A 14,594-nucleotide genomic window follows, 5' to 3' on the forward strand; every position below is an offset into this window, starting at 1 on the left:
CATGGCCGGTCAGGTACAGGCACTGCGCCGTCGGATCCGCACGGTCAAGTCGACCAAGAAGATCACGAAGGCGCAGGAGCTGGTCGCCACGAGCCGCATCGGCAAGGCGCAGGAGCGGGTCGCCGCCTCCCTGCCCTATGCCCAGGCGATCACGGACGTGCTGACGGCGCTGGCGAGCAACACCAACGTCGATCACCCGCTGCTGGTGCCGCGGGCCCGGGTGCGCCGCTCCGGCGTGCTGATCGTGACCAGCGACCGTGGCCTCTGCGGCGGGTACAACGCCAACGCCCTGCGCACCGCGGAGCAGCTGATCGCTCGGCTGCGCCAGGACGGCAAGCAGGTCGCGCTGTACGTCGCCGGCCGCAAGGGCGTCGCGTACTACCGGTTCCGCGGCCGTGAGATCGCGGGCAGCTGGACGGGCTTCTCCGAGCAGCCGCGCTACGAGAACGCGGCCGACATCGGCGAGACGCTCATCCAGGCGTTCGTCAACGGCGCCGACGACTCGGTCGACGGCCCCGGCCCCGACGGCGTCCTCGGCATCGACGAGCTGTTCATGGTCCACACGGAGTTCCGCTCGCTGATGACCCAGACCCCGGTGGCGCGCATCGTCGCGCCCATGGAGGTCGAGGAGACCGAGGTCAGCGGCCCGCTGCCGGCGTACGAGTTCGAGCCGGACGCGGAGCAGCTGCTCGAGGCGCTGCTGCCGAAGTACATCAACACGCGGATCTTCGCGGCGCTGCTGGAGTCGGCGGCCAGTGAGTCGGCCGCCCGCCGGCGCGCCATGAAGAGCGCCTCCGACAACGCCGACGACCTGCTCAAGCGGTACACCCGCGAGATGAACTCCGCGCGGCAGGCGGCAATCACCCAGGAAATCAGCGAGATCGTCGGCGGCGCCAACGCGCTGGCGGCGGCGGGAAGAGACGTGTGATGACTGCACCCACAGACACCAAGACCGCGGTCGGCCGCGTGGTCCGGGTCATCGGCCCGGTCGTCGACGCCGAATTCCCGCGTGACGCGATGCCCGACATCTACAACGCGCTCCACGTCGACGTGACCCTCTCCGAGGGCACCAAGACGCTGACGCTCGAGGTCGCGCAGCACCTCGGCGACAACATGGTGCGCGCGATCTCCATGCAGCCCACCGACGGCCTCATCCGGGGCACCGAGGTGCGCGACACCGGCGCCGGCATCTCGGTGCCGGTCGGCGACGTGACCAAGGGCCACGTGTTCAACGCCCTCGGCCAGGTCCTCAACGCCGACGAGTCGACGCTGGAGATCAAGGACCGCTGGGAGATCCACCGCCCGGCCCCGAAGTTCGCCGAGCTCGAGCCGAAGACCGAGATGCTGGAGACCGGCATCAAGGTGCTCGACCTGCTCGCGCCGTACGTGCGCGGTGGCAAGATCGGCCTGTTCGGCGGCGCCGGCGTGGGCAAGACGGTGCTCATCCAGGAGATGATCACCCGTGTCGCCCGCAACTTCGGTGGTACGTCGGTGTTCGCCGGCGTGGGTGAGCGCACCCGCGAGGGCAACGACCTCATCCTGGAGATGGACGAGGGTGGCGTTCTGGACAAGACCGCGCTGGTCTTCGGCCAGATGGACGAGCCGCCGGGCACCCGGCTGCGGGTCGCCCTTTCGGCGCTGACCATGGCGGAGTACTTCCGTGACGTCCAGAACCAGGAGGTGCTGCTCTTCATCGACAACATCTTCCGGTTCACCCAGGCCGGTTCCGAGGTGTCGACCCTGCTCGGCCGTATGCCGAGCGCCGTGGGTTACCAGCCGACCCTGGCCGACGAGATGGGCCTCCTGCAGGAGCGCATCACCTCCGTCCGGGGCAAGGCCATCACCTCGCTCCAGGCGATCTACGTGCCCGCCGACGACTACACCGACCCGGCGCCGGCCACCACGTTCGCCCACCTGGACGCGACGACCAACCTCGAGCGGTCGATCTCGGACAAGGGCATCTACCCGGCCGTCGACCCGCTGGCGTCCTCCTCGCGCATCCTCGCGCCGGAGTTCGTCGGCGTCGAGCACTACACGGTCGCCCGCGAGGTGCAGCGGATCCTGCAGAAGTACAAGGACCTGCAGGACATCATCGCCATCCTCGGCATGGACGAGCTGTCCGAAGAGGACAAGGTCACGGTCAACCGGGCCCGGCGCATCGAGCGGTTCCTGTCGCAGAACACCTACGCCGCCGAGCAGTTCACCGGCGTCCCGGGCTCGACGGTCCCGCTCAAGGAGACCATCGAGTCGTTCAAGAAGATCTCCGAGGGTGAGTACGACCACTTCCCCGAGCAGGCGTTCTTCATGTGCGGCGGCCTCGAGGACCTCGAGAAGAAGGCCCACGAGCTGATGAAGGACTGACGTTCTCGTCGGTACTTCGGGAGGGCGCGTCGCTCAGGGTGACGCGCCCTTCTTTTCATGACGAACACTTGAAAATTTCGGCAAACTCGCTTCAGCAGGCGGTGACGTGCGTCACGCTCTGAAGTGATCGGGCCGAGGTCGCACGCGAGCCGTATTCGGGCCGTTCACCAGGTGTGCCAACGTGGTGAGGCCCACTGCTCGACGCGGCCGATGATTGACTAGACTCCACCAAACCGAATCGCGCACACGAGGAGTAACTAGCGTGGCGAGGCAGCTGCACGTCGAGCTCGTAGCCGTCGAGGAGAAAGTGTGGTCCGGCGACGCGGACATGGTCATCGCGCGCACCACCGAGGGTGAGCTCGGAGTGCTGTACGGCCACGAGCAGCTCCTCGGTCAGCTCGCCGAGGAGGGCCAGGTGCGCATCAAGCAGGGCGGCCGGGAGCTCGCCTACGACGTGGCCGGCGGGTTCATCTCCGTCACCGGCACCGGCGTGACGGTCCTCGCCGAGAGCTGCACCCCCGCCTCCTCCTCCGCAGCCCACTGACGACCGGGCGGCGCGGGTGAGGATCGTCGAGTACATCGGTATCGCGGTCCTGCTCCTGCTCGCCGCCCTGGCGCTGCTGTTCCTGCGCCGGCTCGTGATCGCCCGGCAGGGTGGCACCATCGAGCTCGGGGTGCGCCTCAGCACGATGGTCCCCGGCCGCGGCTGGTCCGCCGGCCTCGCCCGGTTCGCGGGTGACGAGCTGCGCTGGTACCGCATCTTCAGCTACTGGCCGGGCCCGCGCCGCGTGATCTCCCGGCGTGGGCTCGTCGTCGAGCGCCGCCGCGCGCCGGACGCGGCCGAGCTGCTGGTCCTCGCGCCGGACTGGGTGATCGTGCGCTGCGTGAGCCGCCAGGCGCCCGTCGAGATCGCGATGGCCGAGCGGGCGCTGACCGGCTTCCTGTCCTGGGTCGAGGCGTCGCCGCCGGGGGATCCCACCCCGGAGACGCGCCCCTACCGCTACAAGGCCAGTTGAGCCCTGCTACCGCTGCCCGCCCGGCACCCATTTCACGTCGCCGCCCGGGTTGGCCGTGCGGCACAAAATGAACAACAAATCGGACAGGCGGTTGAGGTACTGCAGCGCGACCTCGTTGGTCCGGGCCTCGTCGGCCTCCCACAGCGCCCACCCGCTGCGCTCCGCCCGCCGGGTCACCGTCCGGGCCACGTGCAGCAGCGCGGCGCCCGGGGTCCCGCCCGGCAGGATGAACGAGTCCAGCTTCGGCAGCTCCTCATTGAACTCGTCACACCACCGCTCGAGCCGCTCGACCTGCTCGGGGGTGACCCGCAGCGGCGGGTGCGGCGGGTCCGCGACCACCGGATTGCACAGATCCGCACCGACATCGAACAGATCATTTTGTACCGTCCGCAGCACCGTCGCGAGCCGCTCGTCCAGCGCACCGAGCGCCAGCGCGACCCCGATGGCCGCGTTGGCCTCGTCGACGTCGGCGTATGCGACCAGGCGCGGATCCGTCTTCGAGACCCGCGAGAAGTCGCCCAATCCAGTCGTGCCGGTGTCGCCGGTCTTCGTGTAGATCCGCGTGAGGTGAATGGCCATGGTTTTCACGGTACGGAATCCCCCTACGATGACGGACGTGGACGTGATCCGTGTTGTGGGCGGCGCTCGGCTGTCCGGTGACGTATCCGTGGTCGGGGCGAAGAACTCGGCACTCAAACTCATGGCGGCCGCGCTGCTGGCGACCGGCCGCAGCGTGCTGACGAACGTGCCGCGCATCACCGACATCGCCATCATGGCCGAGGTCCTGCGCCGGCTCGGCTGCGACGTCGAGCAGGACGAGGACCGGGTCGTGATCGACGTGCCCGACGAGCTCGGCACCGAGGCCGACTACGACCTGGTGCGCCGGCTGCGCGCCTCGATCTGCGTGCTCGGCCCGCTGCTGGCCCGCCGCGGCCACGTGCGCGTCGCCCACCCCGGCGGCGACGCCATCGGCTCCCGCGGCCTGGACATGCACGTCGAGGGCCTGCGCCGGATGGGCGCCGACATCTCCGGCGAGCACGGCTTCGTCATCGCCACCGCGCCCAAGCTGCACGGCGCCACGATCTGGCTCGACTTCCCCAGCGTCGGCGCCACCGAGAACCTGCTCATGGCCGCCGTCCTGGCCAACGGCCGCACCGAGATCGACAACGCGGCCCGCGAGCCGGAGATCGTCGACATCTGCCGCATGCTGACCGACATGGGCGCCGACATCCAGGGCGCCGGCTCCTCCCGCCTCGTCGTGCAGGGCGTGCCCGAGCTGCGGCCGGTCGAGCACCGTACCGTCGGCGACCGCATCGTCGCCGGCACCTGGGCCTTCGCCGCCGCCATGACCCGCGGCGACGTGACGGTGCACGGCATCGACCCGGCGTTCCTGGAGATCGCCCTGGACAAGGTGGTGACCGCCGGCGGCGACGTGACCACCGCCCCCGACTCCTTCCGCGTGGTCATGCCGACCCGCCCGAAGGCCGTCGACGTGGTCACCCTGCCCTTCCCCGGCTTCGCGACCGACCTGCTGCCGATGGCGGTCGGCCTGGCCGCGGTCTCGGAGGGCTCGTCCCTGGTGACCGAGAACATCTTCGACGGCCGCTTCATGTTCATCAACGAGATGTCCCGCCTGGGCGCCGACATCCGCACCGACGGCCACCACGCGGTCGTGCGCGGCAAGGACCGCCTCTCCGGCGCCCCGGTGACCGCGACCGACATCCGCGCGGGCGCGGGCCTCGCGATCGCTGGGCTGTGCGCGGACGGCATCACCGAGATCCGGCACGTGCATCACATCGACCGGGGGTACCCGAGCTTCGAATCCGACCTGCGCAACCTGGGCGTGCAGGTGGAGCGCTCGGTCGCCCCGCCGGATCAGTTCGATTTCTAGGTCGTTCTGCAGAACGGTGGGGGAGCGCCCGAGATAGCCGGCGAACCAGCGGTCGGCGGCTGCGTCGTCCCAGGCGCCGAGCCCGCGTTCGGCCGCGAGGCCCGTCGCGCGGTTTCGAGCTCGCGCCTTTTCCGCTGGGCCCGCTTCCGCGCGGCGGGTCGTGGGCGGGCAACGAGCGGTCGAGCGCCTCCGCTGCGGCGGCCTCGTGGTGGATGGCGTGCCGTCGAGGTCGGAGACGACCGCGGGTGGGGCACGCGCGGAGCGTAGCGGGTCAGGAGCTGATGAGGCGGCGGGCGCGGTCGAGTTCGTCGGCGAAGACCAGGATGCGGACCATGCCGTCCGGGCCGGTGGCCAGGGTGGCGCGGACGCCGTTGTGGCGGAGGCGGTCGCGTACGTCGCGGGCGAAGGACAGGTCGCCGACCATCGAGACCGTGCGCAGGAGGCCGTAGTCGGGCCGCGGGGCGGGGGCGGGACGGGCCTGGCTGCCGTACTTCAGCAGGCGGATGATGAGCAGCAGGGCGGCCAGCACGCCGGCCGAGGCGGCCCACCCCGCGAGGTACATGAGGGGCACCCACACATTCTGTCATCAGTTGATCACGTGGTGGAGGGCTTCTAGGCGTACTCGTGGACGTCCACGGCGGCGGGGACGAGGGGCAGGGCGGCCGGGATGGTGAAGCTGAAGCGGCTGCCGCCGCCGGGGTTGTCGGTGACGGTGATGGTGCCGCCGTGGCGGTCCACGATGCGGCGGCAGATGGCCAGGCCGAGGCCCGTGCCGCCGTAGGACTGGCCGGCGTGGGCGCGGTGGAAGGACTCGAAGACGTGGGGCTTGTCGGCGTCGGGGATGCCGATGCCGCGGTCGGCCACCTCGACGCGGATCCAGCCGGGCGCGGCGGGTTGGGCGCTGATGTCGATCTTCGGGGTGCGGCCGGGGTGGACGTACTTCAGCGCGTTGCCGACGAGGTTGTCCAGGACGTGGCGCAGCATGGCCGGGTCGGCGACGACGCGCGGGAGCGTGCCGACGTACAGGTCGGGCTTGACCCGCAGGTGGCCGACGCGCTCGGCGACCACGTCGGTGACGAGGAGGGCCAGGTCGACCTCGGTCGTCTTGAGGGCGGCGTCGCGCGCGGTCACGTACGCGAGCAGGTCGTCGATCAGGCGGCGCATCCGCACGACGCCCGCGCTGACCCGGTCCAGGCTCTCGGCGGCGTGCTCGGGGTGGTCCGGCAGCGCGTCGCGGCCCATCTCCGCGTGGGCGCCGATGACGGTGAGCGGGTTCTTGAGGTCGTGCGCGACGATGCCGGCGAACGCGGCCAGGTCGGCCTCGCGCTCCCGCGCCTCGGTGATGTCGTGGAAGACCGCGATCGCGGCCCGCTGGCCGTCCACGTCCAGCGGGCGGCCACTCACCGACAGCAGGACGCCCTCGGGCCGCTCCGGGTCGCGGATCAGCATCTCGACGTTGTCGGTGGCCACCCCCGCGAGGGCGCGCACGATCGGCTGCTCGTCGGTCGGGAACGGGGTGGTGCCGTCGGGGCGGAAGATGCCCGACTGGTCGGACGCGTCGCCGAGCATCGCCTGCGCGGCCGGGTTGTGGACCAGGAACTCGCCGGTCTCGTCGACCACCCCGACGCCGTCGCTGATCCGCTCCAGGATGCCGTTGAGCAGCGCGACCTGGTTGTCGGCGACGCGCTGGGCGGCGCGCAGACCGGCGGTGGCGGTCACCACGCGCGCCTCGGCCCGCCCCCGCGCGCCCGCCAGCGCCCACAGCATCGCGCAGACGAGCAGGGTGAGCAGGGTGCCGCCGATCCCGACGAGCAGCGGCAGGGCCTGGGCCGAACCGCCCATCCGGGCCGAGTCGACCGAGACGACGAGCTGCCATTCCCGGTTGGCGATCGGCACGGGCGTCTCGCGGCGGAGGTCGGGGTGCTGCCCGGCCTGGTGCAGCCGGGCGACGCGGCTCTCCTCGCCGCCGCCGTTGCGCGCCCAGAGCTCGGCGTCGGCCTGGCCCTGGGTCGCGCGGTTGAGCACGCGGCCGATGAAGTCCTGGCCGCGCAGGCCGAGCACGACCCAGCCCTTGAACTCGCGGCGGCCGTCCGGGGTCGGGTCGCCGTATGCGGGCGAGGCGAGCAGGAACGACAGCTGCTGCTCGGCGGCGGGCAGCCCGCGGTCGCGCAGCAGCACGTAGGTGTCGGACACCGCGGTGTCGCCGGACCGCCGCGACTCCCACAGTGCGGTGGTCGGCTCGGCGGCCTGGGACAGGTCGGTGCCGGCCGGCAACGTGGGAGTGTCGTCCAGCGGGCGGGTGAAGATGGTGAACAGATGCTCGCGGCCGTTGCCCTGCGGCTTGAGCTCCAGGTCGGGCACGCCGCGTTTGCGCCAGTAGTCCTGGACGGAGGGGACCTGGGCGTCGTCGGCCGCGACCAGGAAGACCAGCGAGGTTCCGCCGACGAGCCCGGCCTGGCGCAGCGGGGCGGTGGTCGCGGCGAAGTCGTCATAGGTCAGCTCGTTGTGCGAGCCGACGGCGGCCGCGACGGTGCGCAGCGCGTCGAGGTACCGGTGGATCTCCGAGCCGACCGATGCGTCGGACAGGTCGGCCGCGCGGTTCAGCACCGCCTGCGCGCGCTCCCGCTGGCCCTGGTGAATGGCGTGGGCGGCCTGCCACGACGCGCCGAGGCCGAGGGCGAGCACGAGCACGATCGCCAGCGCACCGGCCCAGCCGACCTGGCGGACCGCCTTGCCGAGCCGACCCGTCACCCAACGCTGATCGGCAGGGCCGGAACCGCTTTGAGTAAAACGGTCAGTCGCGCTCGGTCCAGCGGAAGGTCAGCAGGCACAGCACCCCGGCCACGACGATCCAGGCGGCCAGGACCAGCGCGATCGTCCCGTGCTGCCAGGACCCCGAGGGCTCCTGGACGGCGAACGAGTCGGGCAGGAACACCGAGCGCATGCCCTGCGTCATCCACTTGAGCGGGAACACCGAGGCGATCCCGCGCATCCAGTCGGGCAGCTCCGTGTACTGGAAGAAGACCCCGGAGATGAACTGCAGGACGATCGCGACCGGGGTGACCACGGCCGGCCCGCTGCGCCCCGAGCGGGCCAGCGACGAGAACGCGATTCCGCACAGCGTGCACGCGGTGATGCCCAGCAGCGCGACCCAGACGAAGGTGAGCCACTTCGCGCCGGTGGCCGGCAGCTCGACGTTGAAGAACAGCGTCGCGACCGTCACCAGCAGGATCGTCTCGACCAGGCCGATGGCCAGGACCATGACCACCTTGCCGATGAAGTACGCCGCGCGGGGCATGGGCGTGCCGCGCAGCCGCTTCAGGATGCCCTTCTCGCGCTCGATCGGGATCTGGATGGCCAGGCTCTGGAAGCCGGTCGAGAGCAGGCCGGCGGCGATCATGCCGGCCGCGAAGTATTGCGTGAACGTCACGCCGGGTGCGATCTCGCCGCCGAAGACCGCGCCGAACACGCACAGCAGGATCAACGGGAAGGCGAGGGTGAAGACCACCGACTCCCGGCTGCGCAGGAACTGCTTGATCTCCAGGCCGCCGCGCAGGAAGCCCAGCCGCAGGGTGTTCATTCGCCGGCCCCGATCATCCGCAGGTACACATCCTCGAGGCTGGGTCTGGTGACGGTCAGGCCCGGCACCTCGCCGCCGAACTGCTCGGCCAGGCGCGCGACCGTCGCCGTCGGGGTCTCGGTGCGCTCGCTGCGCGGGCCGTCCGGGCTCTGCCAGGCGACGGTGGCCCCGCCCTCGCCGCGGCCGCCGAGGCTGCCGGGCGTGTCGACGGCGATGAGCTTGCCGCCCGCGAGGACGCCCACGCGGTCGGCCAGCGCCTCGGCCTCGTCCAGGTAGTGGGTGGTGAGCAGGATCGTCGTGCCGGCGCCCGCGAGGTCGCGGATCAGGCCCCAGAACTCGCGGCGGGCCTCGGGGTCGAACCCGGTCGTCGGCTCGTCCAGGAACAGCAGCTCGGGGCGGCCGACGATGCCCAGGGCGACGTCGAGCCGGCGCTTCTGACCGCCACTGAGGGTCCGAGTGCGGGCGCCTTGCTTTTCGGCCAGGCCGACCCGCGTGATGATCTCGTCGGGGTCGGCGGCGGACGGGTAGTAGTTGGCGAAGTGGTGGACCACCTCGCGCGCGGTCAGGTCGTCGAATTCGCCGGTGCTCTGCAGCACCACGCCGACCCGCGAGCGCCACGCCGCGTCGCCGTGCTGGGGGTCGATGCCGAGCACCGAGACCTCGCCCGACGTGCGCTTCCGGAAGCCCTCGAGGATCTCGACCGTCGTCGTCTTGCCGGCGCCGTTCGGGCCCAGCAGCGCGAACACCTCGCCGTCGCGCACGTCGAGGTCGACACCGTCGACGGCGACCGCCTTGCCATAGGCCTTGCGCAGGCCGCGCACCGTGATCGCATCCGCCACGGGCATCACTATAGGTGGGTGACATCTTTCATGGAGACCTCCTAGTTACCGTTCAGTAGGGTGCCCCCATGGGCATCGAGCGGCTTCCCGAACGCGATCGACCGTGGGTGATGCGCACCTATGCCGGCCACTCCTCGGCGGCCGCCTCCAACGCGCTCTTCCGGCGCAACCTGGACAAGGGCCAGACCGGCCTTTCCGTGGCGTTCGACCTGCCCACGCAGACCGGCTACGACCCCGACGCCGAGCTCGCGCGGGGCGAGGTCGGCCGGGTCGGGGTGCCGGTCGCGCACCTGGGCGACATGCGCGCGCTGTTCGACGGCATCGATCTCGGGCGCGCCAACACCTCGATGACCATCAACGCGACCGCGATGTGGCTCCTCGCGCTGTACGTCACGTGCGCCCGCGAGCACGGCGTCGATCTCGCCAGGCTGGCGGGGACGACGCAGAACGACATCGTCAAGGAGTACCTGTCGCGCGGGACGCACATCTTCCCGCCCGGGCCCTCGCTGCGCCTGACGACGGACACGATCGCGTGGACGGTCGCGCACTGCCCGCGGTGGAATCCGGTGAACATCTGCTCGTACCACCTGCAGGAGGCCGGCGCGACGCCCGTGCAGGAGGTCGCCTTCGCCCTGGCCACCGCGATCGCCGTGCTCGACGCGGTGCGCGACTCGGGCCAGGTCGCGCCCGAGCGCTTCGCCGACGTGGTGGCCCGGATCTCGTTCTTCGTCAACGCGTCCGTGCGCTTCGTCGAGGAGACGGCGAAGATGCGGGCCTTCACCGCGATGTGGGACCGGCTGACGCTGGAGCGCTACGGCGTGCGGGACGCGTCCGCGCGCCGGTTCCGCTACGGCGTGCAGGTCAACTCGCTCGGCCTGACCGAGGCCCAGCCGGAGAACAACGTCCAGCGGATCGTCCTGGAGATGCTGGGCGTGACGCTCTCACGGTCGGCGCGGGCACGTGCCGTACAACTGCCGGCTTGGAATGAGGCACTCGGTCTGCCGCGGCCGTGGGATCAGCAGTGGTCGCTGCGGATGCAACAGGTGCTGGCGTTCGAGTCGGACCTGCTGGAATATCCCGACCTGTTCGAGGGCTCGCACGTGATGGACGCGCTGGTCGGCGGCATCGTGGCGGGCGCTTCGGCCGAGCTGGAGCGGGTGCTGGAGATGGGCGGCGTGGTCGCGGCCGTCGAGTCCGGCTACCTCAAGAGCGCGCTGGTCGCCTCGCTGGCCGAACGCCGCGCGCGGATGGAGCGCGGGGACGACGTGGTGGTGGGCGTCAACCGCTTCACCGCGACCGAGCCCTCGCCGCTGAACGCCTTTTCCATCGAGCAGATCGACGCCGCGGTGGAGCAGGCCGCGGTGGACTCCGTCGCGCGGTGGCGCGCGGAGCGGGGCGACGTGAGCGCTGCACTGCATTCGCTGCGCGCGGCCGCGTCCCGTTCGGACAACCTGATGGACGCGACGCTGGCCTGTGTGGCCGCCGGCGTGACCACGGGGGAGTGGGCCGGGGCGCTGCGTGAGGTGTTCGGGGAGTATCGGGCGCCGACCGGCCTGACCGCCACGATCTCCGCGCCGGCCGGGGACATGGACGCGGTGCGCGCGCGGGTGCGGGCGACGGCGGCCGAGCTCGGGACCGGGCGGCTGCGGATGCTCGTGGGCAAGCCCGGCCTCGACGGACACTCCAACGGGGCGGAGCAGATCGCCGTGCGGGCGCGCGACGCCGGCTTCGAGGTCGTGTACCAGGGAATCCGCCTCACCCCCGCGCAGATCGTGGCGGCCGCGGTGGAGGAGGACGTCGACCTCGTGGGGTTGTCCGTGCTGTCGGGGTCCCACCTGGCGGCGGTGGCGTCGGTGCTGGCCGGGTTGCGATCGGCGGGGCTCGTGGATCTGCCAGTGGTGGTGGGCGGGATCATTCCGCCCGACGACGCGGAGGCGCTGCGCTCGTCGGGCGTCGCGCGGGTGTTCACGCCGAAGGACTTCGCCATCACCAACGTCGTCGACGAACTGGTCACCGTGGTACGAGAGGCTCATCGCCTTTAGAACAGCGTCAGCTCGTCCTTGACCACGCCACGGAGGGCGTTGTAGTCCAGGACGACGCAGCGGATGCCGCGGTCCTCGGCCAGGACGCGGGCCTGGGGCTTGATCTCCTGGGCGGCGAAGATGCCGGTCACCGGGGCGAGCAGCGGGTCGCGGCCGAGCAGTTCGAGGTAGCGGGTCAGCTGCTCCACCCCGTCGATCTCGCCGCGGCGCTTGATCTCGACGGCGACGGTCGCTCCCTCGCCGTTGCGGCAGAGCAGGTCGACGGGGCCGATCGCGGTCATGTACTCCCGGCGGACCAGCGTGAACCCGGCGCCCAGGGTCTGCGGGGCGGCGGCCAGCAGCTCCTGCAGGTGCGCCTCGACGCCGTCCTTGACCAGGCCCGGGTCGACGCCGAGCTCGTGCGAGCTGTCGTGCAGGATCTCCTCGATCGTGATCCGCAGCTCCTCGCCGCCCTTGTTGACCACGCGCCAGAGGCCCTCGGACTCCTCCAGCCGGCAGGGCGGGCTCATCCAGTTCAGCGGCTTGTACGCCCGGTCGTCGGCGTGGATCGAGATCGAGCCGTCGGCCTTGATCAGCAGCAGGCGGGTCGCGGGCGGGAGATGGGCCGTGAGCCGGCCGATGTAGTCGACCGAGCACTTGGCGATGACGAGACGCACGGCGGACAGCCTAACCCGCTCAGCGGGTGGGACTGGCATCGCAATGTCATGCTTCAGGGGTGTTGGAGTCATTGACGGGTCTCGGCCTCGCCACATCGGCCGGGCTCAACGCCTACATCCCGCTGATGGCGATCGGCCTGCTGGCGCGCTACACGGATCTCATCACGCTGCCGTCGAACTGGGCGTGGATGGAGAACGGGTGGACGCTCACGATCGTCGCGGTCCTGCTGGCCATCGAGTTCGTGGCCGACAAGATCCCGATGCTCGACCACGTCAACGACGTCATCCAGACCTTCATCCGCCCCACCGCGGGTGGCCTGGCCTTCGGCGCGGCGTCGAGCTCGGAGACGGTCACGGTGACCGATCCGGGGTCCTTTTTCACAAGCCATCAATGGGTACCGATAGTGGTCGGCGGCGCCATCTCGCTGGGCGTGCACGGGATGAAGGCCGCGACCCGCCCGGTCGTCAACGCCACCACGGTCGGGTTCGGCGCCCCGATCGTGAGCACCATCGAGGACTTCTTCAGCGCGTTCCTGTCGGTGATCGCGATCGTGCTGCCGATCGTGGTGCTGCTCTTCATGCTGGTGCTCTTCCTCAGCTTCGGCTGGCTGCTGCGGCGCCGCAAGAAGCGCAAGGAGGAGAAGGCCGCCGCGAAATGGGCGGCCGCACAGGGGTGGCGACCGCAGCCGTAGCCGCCGGGCTACTTGCTGCGGCCGTGCACCAGCTTCACGACGCGGACGATCTGGGCCAGGGTCTTGTCGGTGCGGTCGAAGGTCATCGCGGCCAGCACCGTCGGGCCCCGGCGCTTGACGATGGCCTTCGGGCGGGTGAACTCCCGCAGGCCGTCGGCGCCGTGGATGCGCCCGAAGCCGGAGTTGCCGACGCCGCCGAAGGGTAGCGTCGGCATCCCGGCGAAGGTCAGGGCCGAGTTGATCGAGGTCATGCCGGAGCGCACCTGGCGGGCCAGGGCCAGACCCTGCGACTTGGAGAAGATCGCCCCGCCGAGGCCGTAGCCGGTGTTGTTGGCCAGCCGCACGCCCTCCGCGGCGTCGCGCACGCGGGTGACGGTCAGCGTCGGGCCGAACGTCTCCTCCTGCACCGCCGCCGCGTCCTCGGGCACGTCGACCAGGATCGTCGGGTTGACGAACGGCGGCTGGACCGCCTCCGCGCCGCCGAGGACCGCGCGGCCGCCGCGGGTCAGGGCGTCCTCGATGTGCCGGCGGATGATGTCGATCTGCGACGGCATGGTGATCGGGCCGATGTCCGCGGTCGGCTCGGCCCCGACGTGCAGCTTCGCCGCCCGCGCCACGACGCGGTTGAGGAAGTCGTCGTAGACGGGCTCGGCGACGTACACCCGCTCGATCCCGACGCAGGTCTGCCCGGCGTTGGTCAGCCCGCCCCAGACGCAGGACTCGGCGGCCGAGTCGAGGTCGGCGTCGGCGGCGACGATCATCGCGTCCTTGCCGCCGCACTCCAGGAGTACGGGCGTGAGCGACTCGGCCGCCGCGGCCATGACCTTCTTGCCGGTCGCGGTCGAGCCGGTGAAGGCGATCTTGTCGACGCCGCTGCGGCAGAGCGCGGCCCCCACGTCGCCGAGGCCGTGCACGATCTGCAGGACGGGGTGCTCGGGGACGACCTCGTTGAAGCGGTCCACGAACCACTGCCCGACCGCCGGGGTGTACTCGCTGGGCTTGAACACCACCGCATTGCCCGCCGCCAGCGCGTAGGCGATCGAGCCCATCGGCGTGAGGATCGGGTAGTTCCACGGCCCGATGACGCCGACGACGCCGAACGGGAGGTACTCGAGGTACGAGGTGTGCTCCTTGAGCAGGATGGAGCTGCCCGTGCGGCGCCGGCCCAGCACCTTGCGCGCGTGCTGTGCCGCCCAGGCGATGTGGTCGATCGCCGCGATCGCCTCGACCAGCGCGTCCGCGCGGGGCTTGCCGCCCTCGCGGTTCATGAGCGCGGCCAGTTCCTCCAGGCGGTTGGTGAGCACGCTGCGGAACGCCAGCAGGCGCTGCTTGCGCCCGGAGAACCCGAGACCCGCCCACCACGCGGCCGCGTCACGCGCCCTGGCCACGGCCTCGGTGAGAGAATCAGCGGAGGCGACCGGGAAGCGGCCGACCTCCTCGCCCGTCGCGGGGTTGGTCGAGATCAGCGAGCCCTCGTCGATGGCGGGGACGCCGGGCGTTCGCGTGGCGGTCATGGC

At 71.1% G+C, this 14,594-nt stretch carries 14 protein-coding genes; 7 read left to right on the top strand and 7 right to left on the bottom strand.

Annotated elements, in window-relative coordinates; genetic code table 11:
- Nucleotide 1 precedes the first annotated feature (1 nt).
- The 4 genes from ACQP00_RS06685 to ACQP00_RS06700 all read left to right on the top strand — a co-directional run bounded on the left by ACQP00_RS06685 (nt 2) and on the right by ACQP00_RS06700 (nt 3,377).
- Entirely contained in the window at nt 2–928 is a 927-nt protein-coding gene (locus ACQP00_RS06685; RefSeq protein WP_433215872.1) for a F0F1 ATP synthase subunit gamma, read from the top strand.
- A complete protein-coding gene (gene atpD, locus ACQP00_RS06690) occupies nt 928–2,361 on the top strand; it encodes a F0F1 ATP synthase subunit beta (protein ID WP_433215875.1) in 1,434 nt (477 codons plus the stop codon). Before ACQP00_RS06685 ends, atpD begins: the two co-directional genes overlap by 1 nt.
- A 262-nt stretch (nt 2,362–2,623) precedes the next feature.
- A complete protein-coding gene (locus ACQP00_RS06695) occupies nt 2,624–2,905 on the top strand; it encodes a F0F1 ATP synthase subunit epsilon (protein WP_433057202.1) in 282 nt (93 codons plus the stop codon).
- Nucleotides 2,906–2,921: 16 nt separating this feature from the next.
- Nucleotides 2,922–3,377: a DUF2550 domain-containing protein gene (locus tag ACQP00_RS06700; RefSeq protein WP_433215878.1), complete on the top strand. Its 456-nt coding sequence runs from the start codon at nt 2,922–2,924 to the stop codon at nt 3,375–3,377.
- A 6-nt stretch (nt 3,378–3,383) separates the two neighbouring features.
- Here the strand turns inward: ACQP00_RS06700 and ACQP00_RS06705 are convergent, their stop codons facing one another.
- A complete protein-coding gene (locus tag ACQP00_RS06705; protein WP_433215881.1) occupies nt 3,384–3,956 on the bottom strand; it encodes a cob(I)yrinic acid a,c-diamide adenosyltransferase in 573 nt (190 codons plus the stop codon).
- Between the two features lie 28 nt (nt 3,957–3,984).
- Here ACQP00_RS06705 and murA point away from each other — a divergent pair, with 28 nt between their 5' ends.
- On the top strand, nt 3,985–5,268 hold the full coding sequence (murA, locus tag ACQP00_RS06710) for a UDP-N-acetylglucosamine 1-carboxyvinyltransferase (RefSeq protein ID WP_433215884.1): 1,284 nt from the start codon (nt 3,985–3,987) through the stop codon (nt 5,266–5,268).
- Between the two features lie 271 nt (nt 5,269–5,539).
- On the opposite strand, the gene ACQP00_RS06715 is transcribed toward murA, so the two are convergent.
- The 4 genes from ACQP00_RS06715 to ACQP00_RS06730 are packed head-to-tail and all read right to left on the bottom strand — an operon-like array spanning nt 5,540 to nt 9,693.
- Complete coding sequence (locus tag ACQP00_RS06715; protein WP_433215887.1) at nt 5,540–5,839, bottom strand: hypothetical protein; 300 nt, start codon at nt 5,837–5,839, stop codon at nt 5,540–5,542.
- A 41-nt stretch (nt 5,840–5,880) separates the two neighbouring features.
- Nucleotides 5,881–8,019, bottom strand: coding sequence for an ATP-binding protein (locus tag ACQP00_RS06720; protein ID WP_433215890.1), 2,139 nt, complete (start codon nt 8,017–8,019; stop codon nt 5,881–5,883).
- Nucleotides 8,020–8,062: 43 nt separating this feature from the next.
- On the bottom strand, nt 8,063–8,848 hold the full coding sequence (locus tag ACQP00_RS06725) for an ABC transporter permease (protein WP_433215893.1): 786 nt from the start codon (nt 8,846–8,848) through the stop codon (nt 8,063–8,065).
- On the bottom strand, nt 8,845–9,693 hold the full coding sequence (locus ACQP00_RS06730; RefSeq protein WP_433215896.1) for an ABC transporter ATP-binding protein: 849 nt from the start codon (nt 9,691–9,693) through the stop codon (nt 8,845–8,847). The genes ACQP00_RS06725 and ACQP00_RS06730 overlap by 4 nt, the downstream gene beginning before the upstream one ends.
- A gap of 62 nt (nt 9,694–9,755) precedes the next feature.
- On the opposite strand from ACQP00_RS06730, the gene ACQP00_RS06735 reads away from it, so the two are divergent.
- Complete coding sequence (locus tag ACQP00_RS06735; protein WP_433215899.1) at nt 9,756–11,729, top strand: protein meaA; 1,974 nt, start codon at nt 9,756–9,758, stop codon at nt 11,727–11,729.
- Here the strand turns inward: ACQP00_RS06735 and nucS are convergent.
- Nucleotides 11,726–12,385 (bottom strand): endonuclease NucS, encoded by a 660-nt coding sequence (nucS, locus tag ACQP00_RS06740; RefSeq protein ID WP_433057222.1) that lies wholly within the window; start codon nt 12,383–12,385, stop codon nt 11,726–11,728. The two genes, ACQP00_RS06735 and nucS, sit on opposite strands and share 4 nt — an antisense overlap.
- Nucleotides 12,386–12,444: 59 nt before the next feature.
- Between nucS and ACQP00_RS06745 the strand changes: the two genes are divergently transcribed.
- On the top strand, nt 12,445–13,077 hold the full coding sequence (locus tag ACQP00_RS06745) for a DUF4126 domain-containing protein (RefSeq protein WP_433215902.1): 633 nt from the start codon (nt 12,445–12,447) through the stop codon (nt 13,075–13,077).
- Between the two features lie 8 nt (nt 13,078–13,085).
- On the opposite strand, the gene ACQP00_RS06750 is transcribed toward ACQP00_RS06745, so the two are convergent.
- Nucleotides 13,086–14,591 carry an aldehyde dehydrogenase family protein gene (locus ACQP00_RS06750; RefSeq protein ID WP_433215905.1) on the bottom strand — a complete coding sequence of 502 codons (1,506 nt, stop codon included), beginning with the start codon at nt 14,589–14,591 and terminating at the stop codon, nt 13,086–13,088.
- Between the last annotated feature and the right edge of the window lie 3 nt (nt 14,592–14,594).

Origin of the sequence: Dactylosporangium sp. CS-047395 (assembly GCF_050942185.1) — a bacterium.
Classification (GTDB): domain Bacteria; phylum Actinomycetota; class Actinomycetes; order Mycobacteriales; family Micromonosporaceae; genus Dactylosporangium.

Excerpts from the sequence above, each read along its gene's own strand:
- ACQP00_RS06705 (WP_433215881.1), bottom strand. The coding sequence starts at position 3,956 with ATGGCCATTCACCTCACGCGGATCTACACGAAGACCGGCGACACCGGC.
- murA (WP_433215884.1), top strand. The coding sequence starts at position 3,985 with ATGACGGACGTGGACGTGATCCGTGTTGTGGGCGGCGCTCGGCTGTCC.
- ACQP00_RS06735 (WP_433215899.1), top strand. The coding sequence starts at position 9,756 with ATGGGCATCGAGCGGCTTCCCGAACGCGATCGACCGTGGGTGATGCGC.
- ACQP00_RS06685 (WP_433215872.1), top strand. The coding sequence starts at position 2 with ATGGCCGGTCAGGTACAGGCACTGCGCCGTCGGATCCGCACGGTCAAG.
- ACQP00_RS06750 (WP_433215905.1), bottom strand. The coding sequence starts at position 14,591 with ATGACCGCCACGCGAACGCCCGGCGTCCCCGCCATCGACGAGGGCTCG.
- ACQP00_RS06730 (WP_433215896.1), bottom strand. The coding sequence starts at position 9,693 with ATGCCCGTGGCGGATGCGATCACGGTGCGCGGCCTGCGCAAGGCCTAT.
- atpD (WP_433215875.1), top strand. The coding sequence starts at position 928 with ATGACTGCACCCACAGACACCAAGACCGCGGTCGGCCGCGTGGTCCGG.
- ACQP00_RS06725 (WP_433215893.1), bottom strand. The coding sequence starts at position 8,848 with ATGAACACCCTGCGGCTGGGCTTCCTGCGCGGCGGCCTGGAGATCAAG.